This window comes from Paenarthrobacter sp. R1, from assembly GCF_030264015.1.
Taxonomy (GTDB): Bacteria; Actinomycetota; Actinomycetes; order Actinomycetales; family Micrococcaceae; genus Arthrobacter; species Arthrobacter ureafaciens.
Genome location: NZ_CP127115.1, coordinates 4,502,038 through 4,521,253 on the forward strand (window position 1 = coordinate 4,502,038; position 19,216 = coordinate 4,521,253).

Annotated in this window: 20 protein-coding genes; 12 read left to right on the forward strand and 8 right to left on the reverse strand. The window is 63.6% G+C overall.

The genetic code is table 11. The features are described 5' to 3' along the window. Positions 1 to 80: 80 nt before the first annotated feature. Genes QN084_RS21375 through QN084_RS21390 form a run of 4 tightly spaced genes read left to right on the forward strand, consistent with a single transcriptional unit; the run spans position 81 to position 3,715 of the window. Positions 81 to 1,751 (forward strand): thiamine pyrophosphate-binding protein, encoded by a 1,671-nt coding sequence (locus tag QN084_RS21375; protein WP_031216495.1) that lies wholly within the window; start codon positions 81 to 83, stop codon positions 1,749 to 1,751. Positions 1,752 to 1,767: 16 nt separating this feature from the next. After that, positions 1,768 to 2,409 (forward strand): alpha/beta fold hydrolase, encoded by a 642-nt coding sequence (locus tag QN084_RS21380; protein WP_021472217.1) that lies wholly within the window; start codon positions 1,768 to 1,770, stop codon positions 2,407 to 2,409. Next, positions 2,402 to 2,620 carry a recombinase-like helix-turn-helix domain-containing protein gene (locus tag QN084_RS21385; RefSeq protein ID WP_021472218.1) on the forward strand — a complete coding sequence of 73 codons (219 nt, stop codon included), beginning with the start codon at positions 2,402 to 2,404 and terminating at the stop codon, positions 2,618 to 2,620. Before QN084_RS21380 ends, QN084_RS21385 begins: the two co-directional genes overlap by 8 nt. Before the next feature lie 3 nt (positions 2,621 to 2,623). Further along, the gene (locus QN084_RS21390) at positions 2,624 to 3,715 is read left to right on the forward strand and encodes a Rieske 2Fe-2S domain-containing protein (RefSeq protein ID WP_069696491.1); all 1,092 of its coding nucleotides are present in this window, start codon (positions 2,624 to 2,626) and stop codon (positions 3,713 to 3,715) included. 215 nt (positions 3,716 to 3,930) lie between these two features. Here QN084_RS21390 and QN084_RS21395 read toward each other — a convergent pair whose 3' ends face one another. Continuing rightward, on the reverse strand, positions 3,931 to 4,449 hold the full coding sequence (locus tag QN084_RS21395) for a cupin domain-containing protein (RefSeq protein ID WP_021472220.1): 519 nt from the start codon (positions 4,447 to 4,449) through the stop codon (positions 3,931 to 3,933). A gap of 196 nt (positions 4,450 to 4,645) precedes the next feature. On the opposite strand from QN084_RS21395, the gene QN084_RS21400 reads away from it, so the two are divergent. Both QN084_RS21400 and QN084_RS21405 read left to right on the forward strand, forming a co-directional pair. Continuing rightward, positions 4,646 to 5,203 (forward strand): MarR family winged helix-turn-helix transcriptional regulator, encoded by a 558-nt coding sequence (locus QN084_RS21400; protein WP_069696492.1) that lies wholly within the window; start codon positions 4,646 to 4,648, stop codon positions 5,201 to 5,203. 47 nt (positions 5,204 to 5,250) lie between these two features. Next, entirely contained in the window at positions 5,251 to 6,045 is a 795-nt protein-coding gene (locus tag QN084_RS21405; RefSeq protein WP_021472222.1) for an aspartate dehydrogenase domain-containing protein, read from the forward strand. Here the strand turns inward: QN084_RS21405 and QN084_RS21410 are convergent. Then, complete coding sequence (locus QN084_RS21410) at positions 6,042 to 8,942, reverse strand: helix-turn-helix transcriptional regulator (RefSeq protein ID WP_069696493.1); 2,901 nt, start codon at positions 8,940 to 8,942, stop codon at positions 6,042 to 6,044. The genes QN084_RS21405 and QN084_RS21410 overlap by 4 nt on opposite strands. A 161-nt stretch (positions 8,943 to 9,103) precedes the next feature. Between QN084_RS21410 and QN084_RS21415 the strand changes: the two genes are divergently transcribed. Next, a complete protein-coding gene (locus QN084_RS21415; RefSeq protein WP_021472224.1) occupies positions 9,104 to 9,355 on the forward strand; it encodes a hypothetical protein in 252 nt (83 codons plus the stop codon). On the opposite strand, the gene QN084_RS21420 is transcribed toward QN084_RS21415, so the two are convergent. From QN084_RS21420 to QN084_RS21435, 4 genes are all read right to left on the reverse strand, one after another. Next, positions 9,356 to 9,853: a TetR family transcriptional regulator gene (locus QN084_RS21420; RefSeq protein WP_069696494.1), complete on the reverse strand. Its 498-nt coding sequence runs from the start codon at positions 9,851 to 9,853 to the stop codon at positions 9,356 to 9,358. A gap of 73 nt (positions 9,854 to 9,926) precedes the next feature. Next, positions 9,927 to 10,694, reverse strand: a complete 768-nt coding sequence (locus QN084_RS21425) for an SCO1664 family protein (protein WP_062096786.1) — start codon at positions 10,692 to 10,694, stop codon at positions 9,927 to 9,929. Further along, positions 10,694 to 11,239 (reverse strand): DUF3090 domain-containing protein, encoded by a 546-nt coding sequence (locus tag QN084_RS21430; RefSeq protein WP_069696495.1) that lies wholly within the window; start codon positions 11,237 to 11,239, stop codon positions 10,694 to 10,696. The genes QN084_RS21425 and QN084_RS21430 overlap by 1 nt, the downstream gene beginning before the upstream one ends. A gap of 23 nt (positions 11,240 to 11,262) precedes the next feature. Continuing rightward, a complete protein-coding gene (locus tag QN084_RS21435) occupies positions 11,263 to 11,955 on the reverse strand; it encodes an MSMEG_4193 family putative phosphomutase (RefSeq protein WP_021472228.1) in 693 nt (230 codons plus the stop codon). 116 nt (positions 11,956 to 12,071) lie between these two features. On the opposite strand from QN084_RS21435, the gene QN084_RS21440 reads away from it, so the two are divergent. The 4 genes from QN084_RS21440 (at position 12,072) to QN084_RS21455 (ending at position 15,867) form a co-directional block, all read left to right on the forward strand. Then, positions 12,072 to 13,106 (forward strand): AAA family ATPase, encoded by a 1,035-nt coding sequence (locus tag QN084_RS21440; RefSeq protein WP_069696496.1) that lies wholly within the window; start codon positions 12,072 to 12,074, stop codon positions 13,104 to 13,106. Between the two features lie 136 nt (positions 13,107 to 13,242). Next, positions 13,243 to 13,665 (forward strand): hypothetical protein, encoded by a 423-nt coding sequence (locus tag QN084_RS21445; RefSeq protein ID WP_062096789.1) that lies wholly within the window; start codon positions 13,243 to 13,245, stop codon positions 13,663 to 13,665. Positions 13,666 to 13,785: 120 nt separating this feature from the next. Continuing rightward, positions 13,786 to 14,586 carry a GAF and ANTAR domain-containing protein gene (locus tag QN084_RS21450; protein ID WP_083262081.1) on the forward strand — a complete coding sequence of 267 codons (801 nt, stop codon included), beginning with the start codon at positions 13,786 to 13,788 and terminating at the stop codon, positions 14,584 to 14,586. A 222-nt stretch (positions 14,587 to 14,808) separates the two neighbouring features. After that, a complete protein-coding gene (locus QN084_RS21455) occupies positions 14,809 to 15,867 on the forward strand; it encodes a serine hydrolase domain-containing protein (RefSeq protein WP_259362990.1) in 1,059 nt (352 codons plus the stop codon). A gap of 18 nt (positions 15,868 to 15,885) precedes the next feature. Here QN084_RS21455 and QN084_RS21460 read toward each other — a convergent pair whose 3' ends face one another. Together QN084_RS21460 and QN084_RS21465 are read right to left on the reverse strand one after the other, a co-directional pair. Next, positions 15,886 to 16,515 (reverse strand): nucleoside/nucleotide kinase family protein, encoded by a 630-nt coding sequence (locus QN084_RS21460; protein WP_259362991.1) that lies wholly within the window; start codon positions 16,513 to 16,515, stop codon positions 15,886 to 15,888. Positions 16,516 to 16,518: 3 nt separating this feature from the next. Then, positions 16,519 to 17,268 carry a dienelactone hydrolase family protein gene (locus QN084_RS21465; RefSeq protein ID WP_069696498.1) on the reverse strand — a complete coding sequence of 250 codons (750 nt, stop codon included), beginning with the start codon at positions 17,266 to 17,268 and terminating at the stop codon, positions 16,519 to 16,521. 212 nt (positions 17,269 to 17,480) lie between these two features. Here QN084_RS21465 and QN084_RS21470 point away from each other — a divergent pair, with 212 nt between their 5' ends. Then, positions 17,481 to 19,196, forward strand: coding sequence for a thiamine pyrophosphate-binding protein (locus tag QN084_RS21470; RefSeq protein ID WP_069696499.1), 1,716 nt, complete (start codon positions 17,481 to 17,483; stop codon positions 19,194 to 19,196). The last annotated feature ends 20 nt before the right edge of the window (positions 19,197 to 19,216 follow it).

The window sequence follows — 19,216 nt, forward strand, 5'->3', positions numbered from 1 at the left end:
CAGGGCGCAGGGAAAACACCTCCTGCACCTCAACGGAAACCCATCGGCCCACGGAAGTTCACCACGAAAGAGAACCGGAAATGTTACTGACACAAGAAGCAACCGTCCCGAGGGGGCCAACAGGAGGCGATGTCCTGGTCCGTGTGCTGCGCCGCCACGGCATCGACACCGTCTTCGGCGTTATCAGCATTCACAACCTGCCCCTCGTTGAAGCTGTGGACAGGGAACTGAACTTCGTCGCCATGCGCCATGAGGCCGCGGTCGTCAACGCCGCTGACGGGTACGCCCGCGCGTCCGGCAAGTTCGGCGTTGCCCTGACCAGCACGGGCACGGGAGCCGGCAACGCCGCTGGTTCCATGGTGGAGGCGCTCACTGCGGGAAGCCGCGTCCTGCACATTACCGGCCAGATCGACAGTGAATTCATGGGCAGCAACCGCGGAGTGATTCACGAGGTACCACGCCAGCTCCAAATGCTCCACGCCGTGTCCGGGTATGCCCGGACCATCTTCAACGGGAAGGATGCTGAGGCTGACCTTGAGGAGGCGATCGCGCACCTCCTTTCCGCCCCGCACACACCGGCCAGCATCGAGTGGCCCACGGACCTGCAGTACCTGGCCCATCCGGACGATCAGCGCCCCGTCGATGCCCGGGTGAAGCCCGCCCCCGCGTACGACACCCGGGCCGTCGCGGAAGCCGCCCGTCTCCTGGCAGGTGCCAAGCGGCCCCTGATTTGGGCCGGGGGAGGAGCAGCCGGAGCCGGTAAGGAACTTGCTGCCCTGTTGCACGGGCTTGGCGCAGGACTGCTCACCAGCAATTCAGGGCGGGGCGTCGTTCCGGAGGATGACCACCTTGTCATCGGGAACTTCGCGACCACTCCGGCCGGCGCCCGGCTGCTCGGGGAATCCGACCTGTTGCTCAGTATTGGAACGCATTTCCGTTCCAACGAGACGCAGCATTACTCATTGAAGATTCCCTCCACCCACATCCAGCTGGACCTGAACCCTGACGCCGTCGGACGGGTATACCCGGCCACCGTCTCCCTGGTGGGCGACTCCCGCGCCATTCTGGATGCGCTCGTCCAGCAGTTGCCGAGCCAGTCCCCGGACCCCGGCTGGGCGCAAAAGGTTCACGACGTACGCCGCGAGGTACGCGATGCGCTGACCACCTACATTGGCGGTTACGCGGAGATCTGCCACAGCCTCCGGGAACGCCTGGACCGCAGGTCCGTCGTGGCCCGCGACGTCACCATCCCCTCCAGCCAGTGGGGTAACCGCCTCTTGGAAATGTACTCACGCGAAACCAACATCTTTCCCCTCGGCGGCGGCATAGGCCAAGGACTCGCCATGGGGATAGGTGCTGCCTGCGCCCGCCCGGAGGTTCCCACGGTAGTCATTGCCGGGGACGGCGGTCTTGCCGTTCACCTGGGCGAGCTTGCCTCCCTGGCCGGCTCCGGCGCCTGGTGCGTGGTGTTGGTCTTCAACGACGCCGGCTACGGGGTGCTGCGCAACATGCAGAGGGCCAACGGTTTCGCGGAGGCAGGAGTCGACCTGCATACACCGGACTTCGCCTTGTTGGCCCGGTCATTGGACTTGCCGTTCCGGCGGGTGGGCGGGCCGGGAACCTTCGATCCGGCCCTGGCCGAGGCGCTGGCCCTCAGGGGGCCGGCGGTCATCGAAATTGATGTCAATGCCTTGGAACCTGCTCCCGGAGCCTTCGTCCCTCCGGTGCACGTTCCAACCGCAGATCACTAGTAGAGCAGGTGAGCACATGAACCCAAGTACTGATCCGGACCCGTACGCCGGCCCTGGGCCCGACGCGGCCGAGCCGCGGCATGACGTGGTGTGTCTGCGCGGCGGCGCAGGGACCGGAGAGTGGGATGAGCATCAACTGGACACGTTGGGAGCCCGTGCCTGGGAACCTGAAACGGGTCTTGCCCTGGACGTCGGGGGACCACCTGGCCAACTGGACGCCTGGGTTCAAGCGGCCTCTGAGGCGCTCCGGGAGTCTACGGCCGGCCCGGCGCATGTCCTGGCCAACGGCGCAGCCGCCTACGGTGCCATACTCCTCGCTGCGCGGCATCCTGAACAGGTCAAGAGCATGATCCTTGGCGACCCGCTGGTGGACACGTCCACTGACGGATTCGTGGCAGCGCTCCGGCAGGTTCGCGCACCGTCCCTGGTCATTGCCGCCGCACCCGACATCGACGCCGATGTTTCCATAGCCCAATGCATCGCAGGCGGCATCGGCAACGGTGTTTTCGTCATCATCGACAACGCCACCGTGCCGGCACATCAAAGCCGATCCACCTCGTTCAACGAGTGGAGCAGGTCGTTCATGAAGATCGCTGAAGGCCTGCACACCGTCTCGCAATCACTCCCCACCCAATTACAGGAGGAACCCCGTGCCTGAGCAATACCTGGATGCCAACCAGTCCCGTGTCGGTCCGCCGAACCCCTATGAGCTGAAGCTCGCCGGCGCCCTGTCCGAAATTTTCGCCAGCGGCAGCCACGAACTTCCGGCGGTCATTTCGGGGTTGAACAACCTGGGGCTTAATGCCCCGGACGGCCAGCCGTGGGATGAAGCCCGATTCCGTTCCGAAATGCGACGACTGGGAGAGTAGGAAATGACAACTGCAACTGCAACTTCAACCGGGGCAAGGGCCGGCAGGGCCATGCCGATAACGGTGGTCGGTACCCGGCGTCAGCTCGATGCCGCAGAACTGGCTGCCACAGGACTGCGGGACCGCTGGTACGCCATCTATCCCTCCCGGTTCGTTGGCCAGGGGGATATGGTCAAGGTCCGGCGGTTGGGCGTGGATTGGCTGCTGTTCCGTGATGCCCGGGGACAAATCCGGATGCTGGAGGATCGCTGCCCCCACCGCAGCGCGCCCCTGTCCGTAGGCCAGCACCTGGGTGACCGGGTGGCATGCAAGTACCACGGAGTTCAGGTGGACGGACACGGAACGGTGGTGTCGGTTCCCGGCATGCCCGGCTGTGCGCTGGAGGGGAAAACAGTCACTGCGTCCCTGGCCGTGGAGGAGGGCGCGGACATGATCTTCGCTTTCATGCCACTGACCGCGGACTCGGAGGTAACCCCCTTCAAGTTGCCTGATCGTCTGGACAACCCCGATATTTCGTGGTTCTCCAATTACGCGGAGTGGAACAGTCCGTGGCGGTTCTACATGGACAACGTCCTGGATCCCATGCACGGGGCGTTCCTGCACCGTGAATCGCATTCAATGTTTGGCGGAGACACGAGCGCCCGCTTCCGCATCCGCGAAACGGACCGCGGATTCTTCTTCGAGAAGACGGACCAGCGCGGCAAGAACTTCGACTGGGTGGAGTACTGCCGCGAGGCCATGGACTACGTGGACCTGGAGATCCCTTACGCCGATTCAGCCGGTCCCGGCGGCTCCTTCGGCATCGTCGGGATGTCCACGCCCATAGATGCGGATACCTCCGCTGTGTTCCACTGGCGTACCCGGACCGTCTCCGATTGGGAGCGTGACGTCTGGCGGTTCATGTACAAGACAACACTGGAGGAAAAGCACTGGGTGGTCCTGGAACAGGACCGCGCGCTGTTGGAGGCTCTGGCGGCCGACGCCGACAGGGACGAGCACCTGTACCAGCACGATCTTGGCGTGGCCAGGATCAGGCGCATCCACGACGCCGATGCACAGAAGCAGGCAGCCACTCTCGCAGAGGGAACCGCATAGCGCCTGTGGAGCGCGTGGTTCCACCACCGCGCAATTGATGCAGTGAGCAAGAGCCTGCAGTCCGACCAAGTCCGGGCTGCAGGCTCTTTCCTGTGCTCTTTTCGTTTGGTCTTTTGTTGGCCCGGCGCCCGGGGCAGACGTTTCCCGATGCTGCAGTTTTCCGGCAAGAAGAAGCCCGGGTACCGGCCATCGCCGGTACCCGGGCTCCCAGGGGGCTAACGGGTCACGCCATACATCTCCGACGTCGGCGGGTAGAAGGGGATCTCCGGCTTCTTTGCGCCGATGATGACGCAGATGAGTGCGTCGTCATCGCTGACGGTCCGCAAACTCCGGGGGACACCGGCCGGAACGCGGATCAGGTCGCGGTAGCCGAGCACGCGGCTTGCTTTCTTGGTCCCGTCTTCAACGTCGTGCACGCTGAACTCGACCTGGCCCTCGAGCACGAAGAACACCTCTTCAACGTCCGGGTGCGTATGCTCGGGTCCAACGCATCCGGCCGGCAGCACCATGTTGGAGAAGGTGAAGTGCTCTGCCTGGAGAATGTTGTTGTCGTTGGAGTGGTCACCGGTTGCCCCGGAACCGATGTAGCGGACCTGGCCGCGACGGAACTTCTCACCCATTTTGGTCTGGAACTTGAGCGTATTGAAGTCAACTACCCGACTGTCACGGGAGGCGATGGACGAGTCAATCAGCTCCTCAAGTTCCGGAATTTTGCTTGCGATAACGTCGCCCATGATGGACCTCTCTCTGGTGGTAAATTGCCGGATTTCGTAAGGGCCTTGCAGGAAGTGAATCTTCCTCGGTCCTAACTATCTCAAGACTAAGATATAATGGAAAGCGCTGCAAGACACTTGCGGGAACGGGCGCGGTTCGCCGGGGTACTGGAAAGCTCAGTGTTAAGATGCTTAGACGAAATTAAGGAGAGAGCACATGACCACCGAGCCCCAAAACACCGACGCGGATGCCGTAGATGCGATCATCGAGGACTGGCGTCGCGAACGTCCCGAACTCGATGCCAGGACCATTGGAGTTTTTGGCCGCCTGCAAAGCCTCGTTGCCCGGCAGCGCGCCGTGCAGGACGCGAACTACGAGGAGCATGGGCTCACGTTGGCGTCCTTTGACGTCCTGGCAAATTTGCGCCGATCAGGGCCTCCCCACCGCAAAACCGCTGGTGAGCTCGCAAGTTCGTCCATGCTGACCACGGGAGGGATCACGTTCCGCCTGGACCGCATGGAGGAGCAGAACCTCATCGAGCGTGTTCGATCAAAAGAGGACCGTCGCGTCGTCTACGCGCAGATCACCGAGCACGGCAAGAAGCTCATCGATGAGGTGATTTCCAAGCATCTGGAAACGCAGCGCAACATGCTCTCCGGCCTCTCAGCCGAAGAGATTGAACAACTGGCCCTCTTGCTCAAGAAGGCCGAAGCCTCCATCGTCGCCTATGACCCCAAGGCTTCCTCCCAGGACAAGATCGCTTCCAATGCCTAGGCGGTCCTGGGGCGGAATGTCCACCTAACCCACTAGTAAGGAAACGCATGAAGCCAGTAGCCCGCAAAATTGGAATCATCGGACACGGGGCCATCGGGGCCCGGGTGGCTGCGGATGTTGCCGCAGGGAAAGTGGCAGGTGCCTCTCTGGAGGGCATCGTCAGCCGCAGTCCCGTTCCAAACGCTCCGGCGGCCCGCCTGGACATGGCTGAGGCGTTGGAGCGTTGCGATGTGCTGGTCGAATGCGCGGGCCAGGAAGCCCTTGCCGAACACGGCGAGGCAGTGCTGTCTGCGGGTGTCGATCTGCTGGCCACATCGCTGGGAGCCCTGGCGGACCCTGATCTTTCGGGCCGCTTGTCCGCAGCCGGTCCGGGCAGGCTCTTCCTGACGTCCGGCTCCATCGGTGGCTTGGACCTGTTGGCGTCGGGAGCCCGGGCAACGGGTTATGACGCCGTCAAAATCACGACGACCAAGCTGCCCGCTTCCCTGGTGCAGCCGTGGATGGATGAGAAGGAAGAAGATCGAATCCGGAACACCGCTGTTCCGCTCGAAATCTACCAAGGCCCTGCTGACCAGGCCACGCGCTTGTTCCCGAAATCGCTCAATGTGGCCGCGGCGGTCGCCCTGGCCGTAGCGGACTGGGGCGTGGATGTGTCCGTGCGGGTGGACCCGGCTGCCCGGCTGACGACGCACGTGATCGAGGCCGCCGGGAACAGCGGGACCTACCGCTTCGAAATCTGCAATCAGGTATCGCCGCAAAACCCGCGTACCAGCGGCATTGTGCCGTTTGCCGTGCTGCGCTCACTGGAACTGATCGTTGGCGCGCGGGGCGGAATTATCTAGTCCTCCCTGCGCCGCCCACTGGCTTTGCGCGCCAGGTCCCTTCGATTTGTCGAGCCAGTTTTCCGCAGGAGGTGGGAGACGTGCGTGCTGACGGTTTTCTCGCTGATGAAAAGGTCTGCGGCGATCTCCTTATAGGTACTGCCGGCGATTAGTTGTTCGAGAACGTCGGTTTCGCGGGTGGTCAGGCCCGGGAACGGTCCGGTGTTCCTCCGCGTCGTGGGTGGTTCAGCGTCGAGTCGTATCCGTCCATGGTCCGCCAACCCCAGTATCGCCGTCCGCACGGGCGCGGCCTGCAGTGTGGTTGCCAGTTCCAGCCCGCGGCGCAGTATCCCTGCTGCGTTCGTTTGGCCATGATGGGTATGGAAGAGCATGGCTTCACCTGCGCGTTGGCAGGCGTACGCCTCTTCCCATGCCAGGTTGGCTTCTTTGCATGCGTCGGCGGCAGCGATCCACATTGCGTCGTTCCGCTTATCCGCCAGTGCCCGCCCGGTCTCGGCGGTATACAGCATGTCGAAGGCCTTGATCTGGCGTTGGTAAAGGGGGGTTGCCTGTCCGGGTTCGTGGAGCGCGGCCGGGAAACGTTTCCGCACATCCCGCACTGCGGCTTCCAGCCCGGACAGCGGCCCACCGGTATCCCTGGCTTGCATGATCATGTCGGCGGCGGCCCTCATGGCCAAGGGCAGGAGCCACTCGCACATGGTGGGTGCATGACCGGCCCGGGATGCAGCGGCCACGGCTGTTTCGAATCCTGCCTTGGGGTTTCCCGCCATGATGTTGAGTTCGGAACGAATGGCAGCGAAATTCAGGTTAACGAAGGCATCGGATTCACGGTTCACCTCTTCGGCGCGAGCGAGGTGCGCCAAGGCGTCGTTGGTCCTGCCTTGCAACGCATCCAGCCGGGCCAGGGTGAGCCGGGCACTGACGTCTCCCATGGGCCCGGGGTCAAAACTGATGGCTGTTCGTAAAGCTGTTCGAGCCTTCTCCCATGACCCAATGGCCAGGAAGCTGGCGGCCTCGTCGGCAGCTACTTTCGACATGAAGGAATGCGGAGCGCCCAGCCGGGAAAGTTCCTCCCTGCCGGAGCTCATGATGGCGCCGTACTGTTCGCTGATCCACCCTTCCGTGGCATTTGCCAGCCACGCCAAGGCATGGCAAAAGGCCCAGAAGTCCTGCGCCAGGGCCGCTTCCGAGGCACCCTCACGGGCGGCTTCCCTGGCCGCGCCGGAGTCGCCGCTGAACACTGCCGCCATGGCCGAGGCAGTGAGCGCGAAACTCAAAGCCCGGTGATGCCCTGTCTTGCGGGCCGCCTCAACAACCTTCGCGCAGTCCGGAGAGCCCTTGTATTGGTCCATCCAGAGTTTGGCGTGAACCAGCTCGGCCATCGCCAAGGCATGCTGCCAGCTGTCAGGCTCCACGGACGAAAGCTGCACGGCGCGTTCGGCCTCTGCCGGATCCAGGAAGGAGAGACCCAGGGACATTCGCAAGTGCATGCGCCTGATGATCAGTGCAGCCACCTCGAGTGGCTGGAGGCGCTCGTTGAGGAGTCGAAGCAGGGCCTCGATAGCGTCGAGTTCTGCCTCGAAAGCGCCTGCATTGAAAGCGCTCCGGCGCACTTCCTGCCACAGGTCAAGCCATTCCCCGGCAGCGACCACCTTGGGCCGTAACTCCAGGACCCGGTGGTACTGGGCAAGGGCCTTGTTCCAGTCCCGCGAGGCCGATTCCTGACGTGCCGCCTCAAGCGCCCACCGGTAGGCCTCCTCGTAGTTCCCGGAGCCGTAGAAGTGTTGGGCAAGATCGGCGGCCCCCCGGTGGTGGAGCTCGCCTGAACCCGGAACTGTCGAGTAGGCCTCGGCGAACAGCCGGTGCCACTGGATCCGGTCCTCGGGAGGTGTTTCGGATGCCAGGGTCTCGGCGATGAGCGGGTGGTGGAACCAGTAGCTGCCGTCGGGTTGGCGGTCGAGGATCCCGGCTGTCGACGCAGCCAGGAGAACAGAAAGGGCATCCTCCCCGGGTAGCGCCCGCTTCACGACCACCGTGAACACTTCAACCGGAGCATTCTTGCCGCCAACAGCCAGGACCTGGGTAACCCGTCGGGCAGACTGCGGCAGGGCCCGCCAGGAACGCAGCACTGCGGTCCGCAGGTCGGGCGGGAGTCCGGGCGGAAGGGACGACGCGGCCGGATCCAGTGGCTCCACCAGGAGTTTGGTGAAGTACGGGTTTCCATTCGCGCGCCCGTACACTTCCGTAATCAGGGACTGATGCGGTTCGCGACCCAGCAGCGATGCGATCAATGCGGACGTGGCCGGGCGGTCCAAGGGGCCAAGGCGTTCAATGCTCACACCGGGGATCCGCCGCACATCGGCAAGCCACCCCTCCAGAAGTGAACCCTCCGTCACCGCATCCGCCCTGACTGTTGCTACGAGCCCCAGCCGCCGATCGGACGGTCCCGCAATCAGAAACATCAACGTATCCAACGTGCCCTGGTCCGCCCAGTGCAGGTCATCGATCGCGAGGAGCACCGGATGCGCGGCTGTGACCGCACTCAACCATTGATCCAGGAAGAGGGGAGTGCTTGCCGGATGCCCGGCCGCGCTGTCCTCACTAAATGGTTCCGGCGTTCTGATGCCGGCAGTGCCCCTGAAGGCCGCGCGCAAGGGTTGGTACGGGATCTCGATACTGTGAAGGGGAAGGGCAGCACCGGATAGGACAATAACGTTCCCCGGGAGTCCCGCAATGGCTTCGTAGATCAGAGCGGTCTTCCCGATGCCGGCGTCGCCAGTGACCAAAACGGTTCTTTGCCGGCCGCTGCGGACTTGCTGCAGTGCGTCACCGAGCCGCGACAATTCCTTCATCCTGCCCACCAAAGGAGGGGAACCCGAATCGATGATGCCCGTCATTTTTCAAGGGTGGCACCGAGCGCCGGGCCGGAAAAGAGCCGGCGACGTGAAATGTCAGGGTCCCGGCGCCAAATCTCAGGACACCTTCCGGATGTTCCCCGAGGGGTCCGGAGCGCACTGTGAAGGAGTCAATAGACACCCACTGTCACCCGAGGATCACCATGTTCAATCCAGCCAGCCATTCAAGAATCATGGGCATCGCGATATTGCTGCCCTTCCTCTTCCTGCCGGCAGCTCCGGCAAACGCCGGCACTGAGCAAGCCGGCACTGCGCAAGCAGGCACACAGCAAGCCACCGACTACTTCACCTACAGCAACTGCCCCTTGGAGCGCATAGGCACGCAACTGGTTCGCTGCGATGTCCTCACGGGCACCGGTGTGGATGCTCCCTACTGGATTCCGGAACAGGAATAGTCAGCGCTTCTGCCCCTGGGAGCCGCCCCGGGCGGCATCGCCGCCTGGGGCGATGTCAGCCAGGACAGCATTCAAGCGATCATCGGTCAGGTAGGTCATGCCCGTCAGAAGGGACGTAATCTTTTCGCGCTCCCGTTGGTTGAAGCGTGTGTCATCGAGGATGTCACTGACCCAGAGCCCGTCCATGGCCAGGCGCACGATGATCCCGATGATCCCCACCGGTTCGTCCGGGGCCAGGTCTTCCTGGTCAAGCCGGCGGTTCAAGTACAGAAGGGATTCGGCCAGGTTTGGCCGGGATATGGCAGTGGCCAAAAGAGCCGCCTGGTCCCGGTCACTGTTGGCCCGCGCGTCAGAGAATGCCTGGATATAGGCACGCTCTTCGGCACCCACCGGATTGGGGTCAGCCTCCGCGACCCTCCCCAGCTCATGCACGAGTTCAACAATCATCGACTCGACGTCCTGCTCGATTTCTTCGATGGGCGCATCCGGCCTGAACATTTTCCCCTCCAGTGCTGCAATCGACAATCTCCGCTTCCGGCCAGTCTAGCCACGAATGAAAGTGGAGCGGGCCTTAGAACAAAGGCCAGGGCACGGCCGGCATGCCGCCCCGCGGCGCCGGAAACCTTCCAGCCGAACGCAGGCGTTCGCAACGGAGCGCGAGGGCTGAGACTTCTTCGGGGCTCAACAGCTCTGCCAGCTCCCGGCCCAGCCCGCCGCGCAATCCTTCGCTGACGCGCTCTACGCCTTCCCGTTCTTCGGCAGACAAGGCCTGGCCGAGCCACCCCCAAAGCACGGTGCGCAGCTTGTGGTCCGTATGGAACGTCAGTCCGTGGTCCACGCCGTGGCGATGCCCGTTCGCCATGGCAAGAATGTGGTTTCCCTTGCGGTCGGCGTTGTTGACGACGACGTCGAACACGGCCATGCGCCTGAGCGCAGGTGAGTCTTCGTGGACCAGGGCGACTATCCGCCCGTCGTCGTCCTGCCCCTCGAGGACCTGTTTCCAACCGGCCTCCGGAACGTCATCGCTTGGCCTCAGGTCCACCGGATCCTGGGAGGGGTCCTGCTCTTGCCAGAGCTGCACCATCCCGCGGCCCAGTGGTCCGTCGCGCAGCCAGGTGCGCGGCACGATGTCCCAACCCATGGCCTGGGAGACCAGGAAGGACGCCATCTCGCGGTGGGCCAGGGTGCCGTGCGGAAAGTCCCAGAGGGGGCTTTCGCCGGCTATCGGTTTATAGACCACGGCAACGTCGTCGATGCTGCCCAGGAAGGTGGCATTTGAGGCCGCTGTAATGCGGCCGGTCAGCGTCAGCTCTGCGGCGACCAGGTCCGGTGTTGGCATCAGGCCTCGGGAAGCGTGCAGGTGTGCCCGTCGGGATCAATGGGGTAGCCGCAGATAGTGCACAAGGGACGTCCGGCCGCCACGATTTCCCGGGTGCGCTTGGTGAAGGCGCGGGCGGTGCCTACAGGCATGCGCACCAGCAGCATTTCCGGTTCGTCGGCGCCGTCCGGGTCAAAGGGCTCATCGCCGTCGACATCACTGATCGGGTAAGCCTCCAGGACTATCTGGGCCGTGGTCGGATCCCACCCCAGGCTCATCGCGCCGGTGCGGAATTGCTCCAGGGGGTCCTCAAGCGGGTCATTGTCCACCAGTTCGACCGGCGTGCTGGTGGGAACGCTGAAGGGGTTGCCATCGATCGTGAGGAGCTGGTCGAGGATCTCGTCGATCTTCTCCGCAAGCTGGGCTGACTGCTGCTTCTCGAGGGCAATGCTGACAATCTGCGTTCCTGCGCGCACCTGCAGGTAGAACGTGCGGTCTCCGGGTTGTCCTATGGTGCCGATGACAACCCGGTCGGGCCAGGCAAACTCGTGAACGCGCGTAGGCATGTCAGTATTCTAGGCACACGGGCTCAGGGCGTCTGCCCACCTGCGCCGCCGCCCACCGGTGCGTCGCCCGAACGGAGGCCGCTCGAGAGCCAGGACAGGTCGCCGGCTTCCGTGTTGGTCGCGTGGACGCTCGGCCGGTTTGCACCGTAGGTGACTATCGACACGGAAGCCGGACCCACGCTGATCCGCTGAAAAAGGTCAAGGTGCATGCCCAACGCGTCGGCGAGGATGGACTTGATGACGTCGCCGTGGCTCACCGCCACCCATACTGCTCCGGGCCCGTGCTCGGCTTCGAACGCTGCATCATGGCGCCGGATGGCCGCCACTGAGCGGGCCTGCATGGCCGCCATGGCCTCACCGCCGGGAAATACGACGGCGGATGGTTGCGTCTGCACCACGGGCCACAGTTTCTCGGTGGCCAGGTCGGACAGGGCCCGGCCCTGCCATTGACCGTAATCGCACTCCGTCAGGTCGGACTCGACCGGTGCGTACGGACTGCTTGTTTGCCGGTCAAGAATGAACCGGGCTGTTTGCAGGCAGCGTTCAAGGGGGCTGGATACCACTCCCACCACCGGAACCGCCGCGAGCCGTTCCCCGGTCAGGGCAGCCTGCCCGCGTCCGATCTCGTCCAAGTCAACACCGGCTGCGCGGCCGGCCAACAATCCGGTGGCATTGGCCGTGGTGCGGCCGTGCCGCACGAGGATAACTGTCGCCATCTGCCCAGCCTAGCCAGAAACGGAGCCCCGGGCCGACGCAGGTGAGGACGCCTTGCGTTCACCCCGCGGACCCGCCGCGACGGAGAGGCCGGAACCCCTGGGGCTACAGTGGAGCTATGGCTACCAGCCGCAACCCGCTTGATGACCTGCGGGAGACCATTGGTCATTTGGCCAGTCAGCTTAAGCTGACCGGTTCCGAACGCGTCGATGACCTGATGGGGGACCTCATCGGCCCACGGTCTGGTCCTGCCCGTCCGCTCTCGGAAGTGCAGGCGGAGTTGGACGCCCTGATCGGGCTGGAAACGGTGAAGGAGCAGGTGCGGGCCCTCGTCGCGCTGCTCCAGGTCCAGGCCCGCCGCAAAGCCCACGGACTGCCTGAAGTGGCCACATCCCAGCACCTGGTGTTCCTCGGCAATCCCGGAACAGGCAAGACGACGGTAGCGCGGCTCCTGGCCGAGATGTACCGTGCGGTGGGGCTGCTGCAGAAAGGCCATCTGGTGGAGGTGGACCGTTCCGGCCTGGTAGGGCAATACGTCGGGGAGACTGCCATCAAGACGGACCGGGTGATTCGGCGGGCGCTGGACGGGGTCCTGTTTATCGACGAGGCATATGCGCTCTCCCCGGAGGACGGCCGGATGGATTTCGGCCCCGAGGCCATCGAAGTACTGCTCAAACGGATGGAAGACCACCGCCACCGGCTGGTAGTGATCGTGGCCGGATATCCCCGGCTCATGGAATCCTTCCTGATCTCCAACCCCGGGCTGCGCTCCCGGTTCGCCCGCGAAATCACCTTCCCTGATTACTCCGTCGATGAACTGGAGATGATCTTCCACCGGATGCTTGAGCACCACGAGTACATGCTGGAACCAGGCGCGGACCAGATGCTTCGGCGGATTTTCTCCGGACTCCGCACGGGGGAGGAGTCCGGCAACGCGCGGTTCGCCCGCACCCTCTTTGAACAGGCACTCAATCGGCAGGCGCTGCGGCTGTCACTCGACGCGGAGCACAGCCTGGATGCGCTTGGCCGTGAGGCCGTGGTCACCCTCACCTCGGATGACATTGTTGAGGCGGCGCTGGCGTTGGGCGAGGAACCGGAGCCGGAATGCACACCGGAACCGGAGCGGCCGCGCTGGTGGCGTAGGCTCGTCTGAGAGCCTCGCGAACAAAAATCGATTTTCGTACGGCTACCTATTGATAAGGCGCCTTACAAATGGTGTCATGGTACTGGAATATATAGTTTGCCTTCCTGCCGGATCAACCAGTTACCCGCCGAGCAACGGAGCCATCATGTATGGGATTAGCGGCCCGAGCCTTCACCGGCTCACCCAGGAAACCCGGGCCTTGGGATGCCTGCACTGTGGATCCAACGAGTACGTTGCGATCGAATCAATAGATTCCCTGCCTCCGCATCCGGGTGAACTTCACGTCGAGGTGGAGTACGCTTGCCGTCGTTGCCAGGGGAGCTATCAGCACAGGGCGCGCTTCCGCGACGTCGCTGCCATCCTGAACCGCACCAAGACCTTGGAGGGACTGTTCCGGTTTGCGGGGGAGTACTTCCACTGTGGTGAGGCTATGCGTGTCGAGGGAACCGGGGTCAGGAACATCCATGCCCCGTTGCCCGCCAGGGAACCGGAACTGGACGATGGCGTCAGCGTGGGTACCAGGGTCCTGAGGTGCCGCTGCGGGTTCCGTTTGGAGCTGCCCAACTAGGTGAGGCGTCTCAGGCACGGCACGGACGTCGGGGAACCAGCATCAAGTGCCGGTGAGAAGAAGCAGTGGGCGGTAGCGGTGCCACGTAGCTGTTCCACGTAACGGTGCCAGGTAGCAAGGGTGCTGATTGAAGAGCTGGTGATGCTTTCCTACATTGGTTCCATGCCTGCCGATAAACCGCGCGTCGATGATTTGGAACTGATCGAAGACCTCCTGGTTGCTGCCAACGGCCTGCAGGACTTCGTGCAGGGGCTATGCGACGTGGCTGCGCAGGTCGCCTCCCGGGAAACCGGCATTGCGGTTGACTGCGGGATTTCCCTAAGCCGCCCCAAACGTCCGTCCGCCGTGGCGGGCAGCACCACCATCGCGGCACAGCTCATGGATGGAGAGCACGACACTCTGGACGAGGGTCCCTGCCTGGAAGCGTGGGCAACGGGATCGCGCGTCCTGGTGGGGGCTGATGCGATGGAGCAACGCTGGCCGTTGCACAGCAAGACCTTGGCCTTTGCCGGCTACGCAAATGCATTACTTGTCCCTTTCGCCTTCCGGGACGGGGCCTGCGCTCTGATGGTCTTCCTGGCGGCGACGCCGGGCGCCTTCACCGAAGACGCTACGCCGGTCATCGACAGATTCAACCACACCGCCCACCAAGCTCTGCAGATCGCCTTGAAGACGGCCGCCGGCTCGGACCTGATCAGTGATCTGCATGCCGCCATGCGGAGCAGATCCGTCATCGACACCGCGTGCGGGATGATCATGATGCAGGAGCGCTGCACCCAGGAGGAAGCGTTCAGAACGCTCCAACGAGCATCAAGCGCACGCAACAAGAAACTTCGCCTCGTGGCTGAGGAGATCCTCCGGAGGGCTAACTCTTCTGCTGTCAGGTGCCGGGAATCCGGCGTGGGAAGCAGCCGCACCTGAGTTTGTGTGAGGGTACTGACAACAGCCCGGGCGTGCGCGATACTAGGCCCATGGGCGCTGGGTCGAGCCCTGGCACTACTTTGATTACTGGTTATTCGAACGGCTGGTCATTCAATGAAACCGCCGACCCGTTTGCTGGTCCTTCCCGCCATTCTGATGGCGCTGATACTTTCCGGGTGTACGGGCTCCGAGCCGGAGCCGGCCCCCTCGCAGAGTTCACTCATGGCAACGGATACGTTGGACTACGCCATGACGTCCTTCATGAATGAGGATGCCGTAGCCGTTCTGGCTGAGGTCCGGTGGCCGGGCGGGGAGTGGTCAAAATCGTACGGAGTACGTGACCTGGACAGCAAAGAACCCGCCCGGCCCGACGACAGGGTTCCTGTAGCCAGCGTGACGAAGACCATGACCGCCGTATCGGTGCTGAAACTGGTCGATGAAGGGCTCATCGGGTTGGAGGACCCGGTCAACGGCATGCTGGAAGCCTTTCAAGCCGGGCTGATGCCGCCCGGCCCGATCACCCTGCGGCAACTGCTCTCCCATACCTCGGGCATGCCGTCGTACGGAGAGGCTTTGTACAAAGGCATTGACGACCTGGTCCCGGTGTCCAACCAGCGGTTGTCCCTGCACCGCGTCATGGAACTCACCAGCACTTTGCCGTGGGAAGCGAGGATGGTGGGCTCGTTCCGCTATTCGGATTCCAACTACGCCGCGCTGGGACTTATCCTGGAAAAACTGCGCGGCAAGCCTTTCGCCGAAGTCCTGAGGAACGACGTCGTTGAGCCGTTGGGTCTGGTTAAAACCACGGTGGACGACCCCCTGGTCGCAGCCCCGGACCTCGTGAAGGGGTACGTCACCATTAAGGGTCATCGGGAGGAAGCGGGGGTCACCCAGGAACAACTGGGTTCGCCGTCGCATGGCGTAGTTTCGTCCGTACCCGACGTCAACGATTTCCTTGCCGGGCTTTTCACGGGCCGCCTGATCTCAGCCGGCGCCTTGGCGGAGATGAAGAGGCCGGTTGTGGGCCCCTACGGTCTGGGGTTGTTCGAATGGTCTGAGGACTGTACGGGCGCTCCGCGCTATTTCGCACGCGGCGACTTCTTCGACTTCCAGACCGTTGCCCTTAGCTCCGCCGACGGGCGCTACCAAGCGACGATGACCGTGGCTTCCCCGCCTGCCCCCACGCCCTTCGAAGATCCTGACGTGGAAAGGGAGCGGGCACTCTGGAGCGACCAAATGAGGTCAGCTTTGCTCGAGACCATGGATCGGCTCTGCCAGTAGCAATCCGCCCCCTGGAGATCATGCTGACCAGTGAATGATCAGGTCGCCGCCGGCCTTGGTCGATTCGATGAACCTCGCATTGGTTTCGTCGGGCGCATTGGCCCACGCTTCAGCGGCGGCAGGGTCCATGCCGGACGCTATGTGCCGTTCGATGAGCCGCGGGATTCGGGTCTCTGGAGCCGTCTCGACGAACCAGGCCACATCAAGGCAGGTGCGTACCTTGCTCCATCGGCCTTCGGTGGCCAGGAGGTAATTGCCCTCAACAAGGACGTATTTGACGGAGCTTGCTATGGCTATCGATGCGGCGATCGGTTCCTCCAGCCCCCTGCGATAGGCCGGCGCATAGATGACGTCCTCGTCGTTGCGGCGGAGACGCTCGAGGAGCGAAAGGAAGCCGCCAACGTCGAAAGTGTCGATGGCTCCTTTGCGGTCGCGGAGCGGAGTGCCGTCGATGATCGGGGTCGCGAGGTGGAAGCCGTCCATGGGGACGACCACACTTTCGTCGCCCAACTGTTCGCTGAGGCGTCCGGCCAGTGTGGATTTGCCGGTCCCGGGAGGACCGGCGATCCCGATGATTTGGCGATCGGCGGAACGGCTACGGATTCGGTCCGCGAGGCCTGCCGCGGTATCCAAGACCTTGGTCTGCACGGCTTAGCGCTTGAGGGCGCTGTCGAGGAGGGCTCGCAATTCCTGGAAGTGCCGCTCGGTTGCCTCGTCATGGAAGGCCGAAGTGTCCGCCATCGTGTAGCCGTGCGGCGCCCCTTGATAGATCTCGTTCGACGCCTCAAGTCCGGAATCCGCCAAGGCTTTCCCGAGGAGGGCCACAGCGTCGGGAGCCATGCCGGGGTCCTTGTCGGCGTGGCCGAAAACGAATCGGGCGCGGGCGTTGACCAGCCCCAAATGCGGACTGTCCGCCTCGTCAGTGGCCAGGCCGCCACCATGGAAACCACCGCAGGCGGCCACTCTTTGTGGGTGCAGGTTGGCAGTACGGACGGCCAACCTGGCGCCCATGCAGTATCCCGTGGTTCCGATAGGCCCGGGCTTGACGCCGTCCAATCCGGCCAACGCGGATACCCATGCATCGATGTCCGGCTCCGCCTTGGCCGACGTCAAGCGGCCCACCCGGGGAAAGGCGATCTTGCCCGCAGCCGTTCTGCCCTCCCGGGTCCTCATGTCTCCGGCCGGTGCGAGGTCGGATATGGTCCCTTCGCGGTAGAAGACATTCGGCGCCAGCACAACATAACCCCAGTCGGCAATGCGTTGGGCCATTTCCTCGATGCGCGGGCGGAGCCCGAACGCGTCCATGTAGAAGATGACGCCGGGAAATTCTCCGTCCCCGGTTACCGGTCGGGCGACAAAAGCCTCGGCGCTGCCGTCAGCGGCAGGAACATTGATCAACATGGGTTCACATTATCGGAGGGCTCCGGGTGTTCCGGGTCAGACTCCACATCCGGAATGTGTCGATCTATTGACGCTCGTAAAAAATGCACTATAACCTGAGTGGACACGTATCAGGGGCCAGCGCCGCAGCCCGAGGTGACTTTCATGGTCCGGCGCCTGTCCGGAGTCCACTTGCTGTCCAGTTTCACATGCTATTCAAAGGAGAAAAGTCCATGACTGTTGTGACCAGCAGGCCGGAAGAGAACGGCGCACAAGCAGTGGGCCTTCCAGTGGCCGCACCCCGGAACGTCAGTGAGCTTGTTGGCTACACGCTCGCACGGCTTGGGGCCGGGCATGTCTTTGGAGTAGTGGGCAGCGGAAACTTCGTGGTGACCAATGCGCTGCGCCGGGCGGGTGTTCCGTACACCGCCGCCCGCCATGAGGGCGGCGCTGCAACCATGGCCGACGCCTATGGACGCATGTCCGGCAAGGTAGGAGTCGTTTCCACGCACCAAGGGTGCGGTTTGACCAACGCCACCACCGGCATCGGAGAGGCGGCCAAGAGCCGAACGCCAATGATCGTGGTCACGGCAGACACAGCGGGCTCCGCCATTGGCTCGAACTTCAGGATTGACCAGGACGCGTTGGCCCGGAGCGTCGGTGCTGTGCCGGAGCGGATCCATTCACCCGCCAGCGCTGTCGCGGACACCGTCCGCGCCTATAGGACTGCCGTCAATGAACGCCGCACGGTGGTCCTGTCCCTCCCCACGGACATCCAGGCCGCACCCGTTCCGGACGGACTGGCAGAGGTTGATCCCTTGCCCCTTCCCCAGCGCATTGCCCCCTCGGCGGCAGCCGCCGCGGAACTCGCCGCGCTCATCCGCAAAGCAAAGCGGCCCGTGTTCGTCGCCGGGCGGGGCGCCCGGGGGGCCGGTCCCGAAATTGCCGCCCTCGCGGAGGCGTCGGGGGCACTCGTGGCGACATCCGCCGTCGCGCATGGCCTCTTCCATGGAGACGCTTACAACCTGGGTATTTCCGGCGGTTTTTCGTCGCCGTTCACGGCCGAAACCATTTCGGGCGCCGACCTGATTGTCGGCTGGGGGTGTGCCTTGAACATGTGGACCATGCGGCACGGGTCCTTGATCGGGGATGCGGCCACGGTGGTCCAGGTAGACGTGGAAGACCGGGCCCTCGGCGCCAACCGCCCCATCCACCTTGGCGTGCTCGGCGACTGCGGGGAAACCGCAGCTGCGGTACTTGCAACGCTGCAGTCGGCTCAATACCACGCGGTTGGCCTGCGCACTCCGGACATGGCCCGGCAGATTGCCGAGCGCTCCCGCTGGAACACCGAACGCACGGAGGACCTTTCCACGCCGGATGCCCTTGACCCGAGGGTGTTGAGCCGGGCGTTGGACGGAATCCTCCCCGCGGACAGGATCGTGTCGGTAGACTCCGGCAACTTCATGGGCTATCCCAGCGCTTACCTCGCCGTCCCGGACGAGTTCGGATTCTGCTTCACGCAGGCCTTCCAGTCGATCGGGTTGGGCCTCTATACGGCTATCGGAGCAGCCAAAGCCCGGCCGGACCGCTTGCCGGTCCTCGGCGCGGGCGATGGCGGGTTCCTCATGGCAATCTCCGAACTGGAGACCCTGGTCAGGGAACGCATTCCCCTCGTGGCAGTCGTGTACAACGATTCGGCCTACGGTGCCGAGGTGCACCACTTCGATGTTGACGACGCTGACCTTGACGTCGTGCGTTTTCCGCCGGTGGACATTGCATCGATCGCCCGCGGCTACGGCGCCGCAGCGATCACGGTCCGGACCGTCGGAGATCTTACCGGCGTTGAGGAATGGCTTTCAGGGCCGCGGAATGTGCCCTTGGTGATCGACGCCAAAATTGCTTCCGATGGAGGCGCCTGGTGGTTGGCGGAAGCGTTCAAAGGCCACTGAACATCAAGAGCGGCGCGTGT

Coding starts and splice junctions, on each gene's coding strand:
- QN084_RS21445 (WP_062096789.1), top strand. CDS start 13,243: ATGTATGGGATTAGCGGCCCGAGCCTTCACCGGCTCACCCAGGAAACC.
- QN084_RS21410 (WP_069696493.1), bottom strand. CDS start 8,942: ATGACGGGCATCATCGATTCGGGTTCCCCTCCTTTGGTGGGCAGGATG.
- QN084_RS21465 (WP_069696498.1), bottom strand. CDS start 17,268: ATGTTGATCAATGTTCCTGCCGCTGACGGCAGCGCCGAGGCTTTTGTC.
- QN084_RS21435 (WP_021472228.1), bottom strand. CDS start 11,955: ATGGCGACAGTTATCCTCGTGCGGCACGGCCGCACCACGGCCAATGCC.
- QN084_RS21375 (WP_031216495.1), top strand. CDS start 81: ATGTTACTGACACAAGAAGCAACCGTCCCGAGGGGGCCAACAGGAGGC.
- QN084_RS21470 (WP_069696499.1), top strand. CDS start 17,481: ATGACTGTTGTGACCAGCAGGCCGGAAGAGAACGGCGCACAAGCAGTG.
- QN084_RS21430 (WP_069696495.1), bottom strand. CDS start 11,239: ATGCCTACGCGCGTTCACGAGTTTGCCTGGCCCGACCGGGTTGTCATC.
- QN084_RS21420 (WP_069696494.1), bottom strand. CDS start 9,853: ATGTTCAGGCCGGATGCGCCCATCGAAGAAATCGAGCAGGACGTCGAG.
- QN084_RS21440 (WP_069696496.1), top strand. CDS start 12,072: ATGGCTACCAGCCGCAACCCGCTTGATGACCTGCGGGAGACCATTGGT.
- QN084_RS21395 (WP_021472220.1), bottom strand. CDS start 4,449: ATGGGCGACGTTATCGCAAGCAAAATTCCGGAACTTGAGGAGCTGATT.
- QN084_RS21425 (WP_062096786.1), bottom strand. CDS start 10,694: ATGCCAACACCGGACCTGGTCGCCGCAGAGCTGACGCTGACCGGCCGC.
- QN084_RS21390 (WP_069696491.1), top strand. CDS start 2,624: ATGACAACTGCAACTGCAACTTCAACCGGGGCAAGGGCCGGCAGGGCC.
- QN084_RS21380 (WP_021472217.1), top strand. CDS start 1,768: ATGAACCCAAGTACTGATCCGGACCCGTACGCCGGCCCTGGGCCCGAC.
- QN084_RS21455 (WP_259362990.1), top strand. CDS start 14,809: ATGGCAACGGATACGTTGGACTACGCCATGACGTCCTTCATGAATGAG.
- QN084_RS21400 (WP_069696492.1), top strand. CDS start 4,646: ATGACCACCGAGCCCCAAAACACCGACGCGGATGCCGTAGATGCGATC.
- QN084_RS21415 (WP_021472224.1), top strand. CDS start 9,104: ATGTTCAATCCAGCCAGCCATTCAAGAATCATGGGCATCGCGATATTG.
- QN084_RS21405 (WP_021472222.1), top strand. CDS start 5,251: ATGAAGCCAGTAGCCCGCAAAATTGGAATCATCGGACACGGGGCCATC.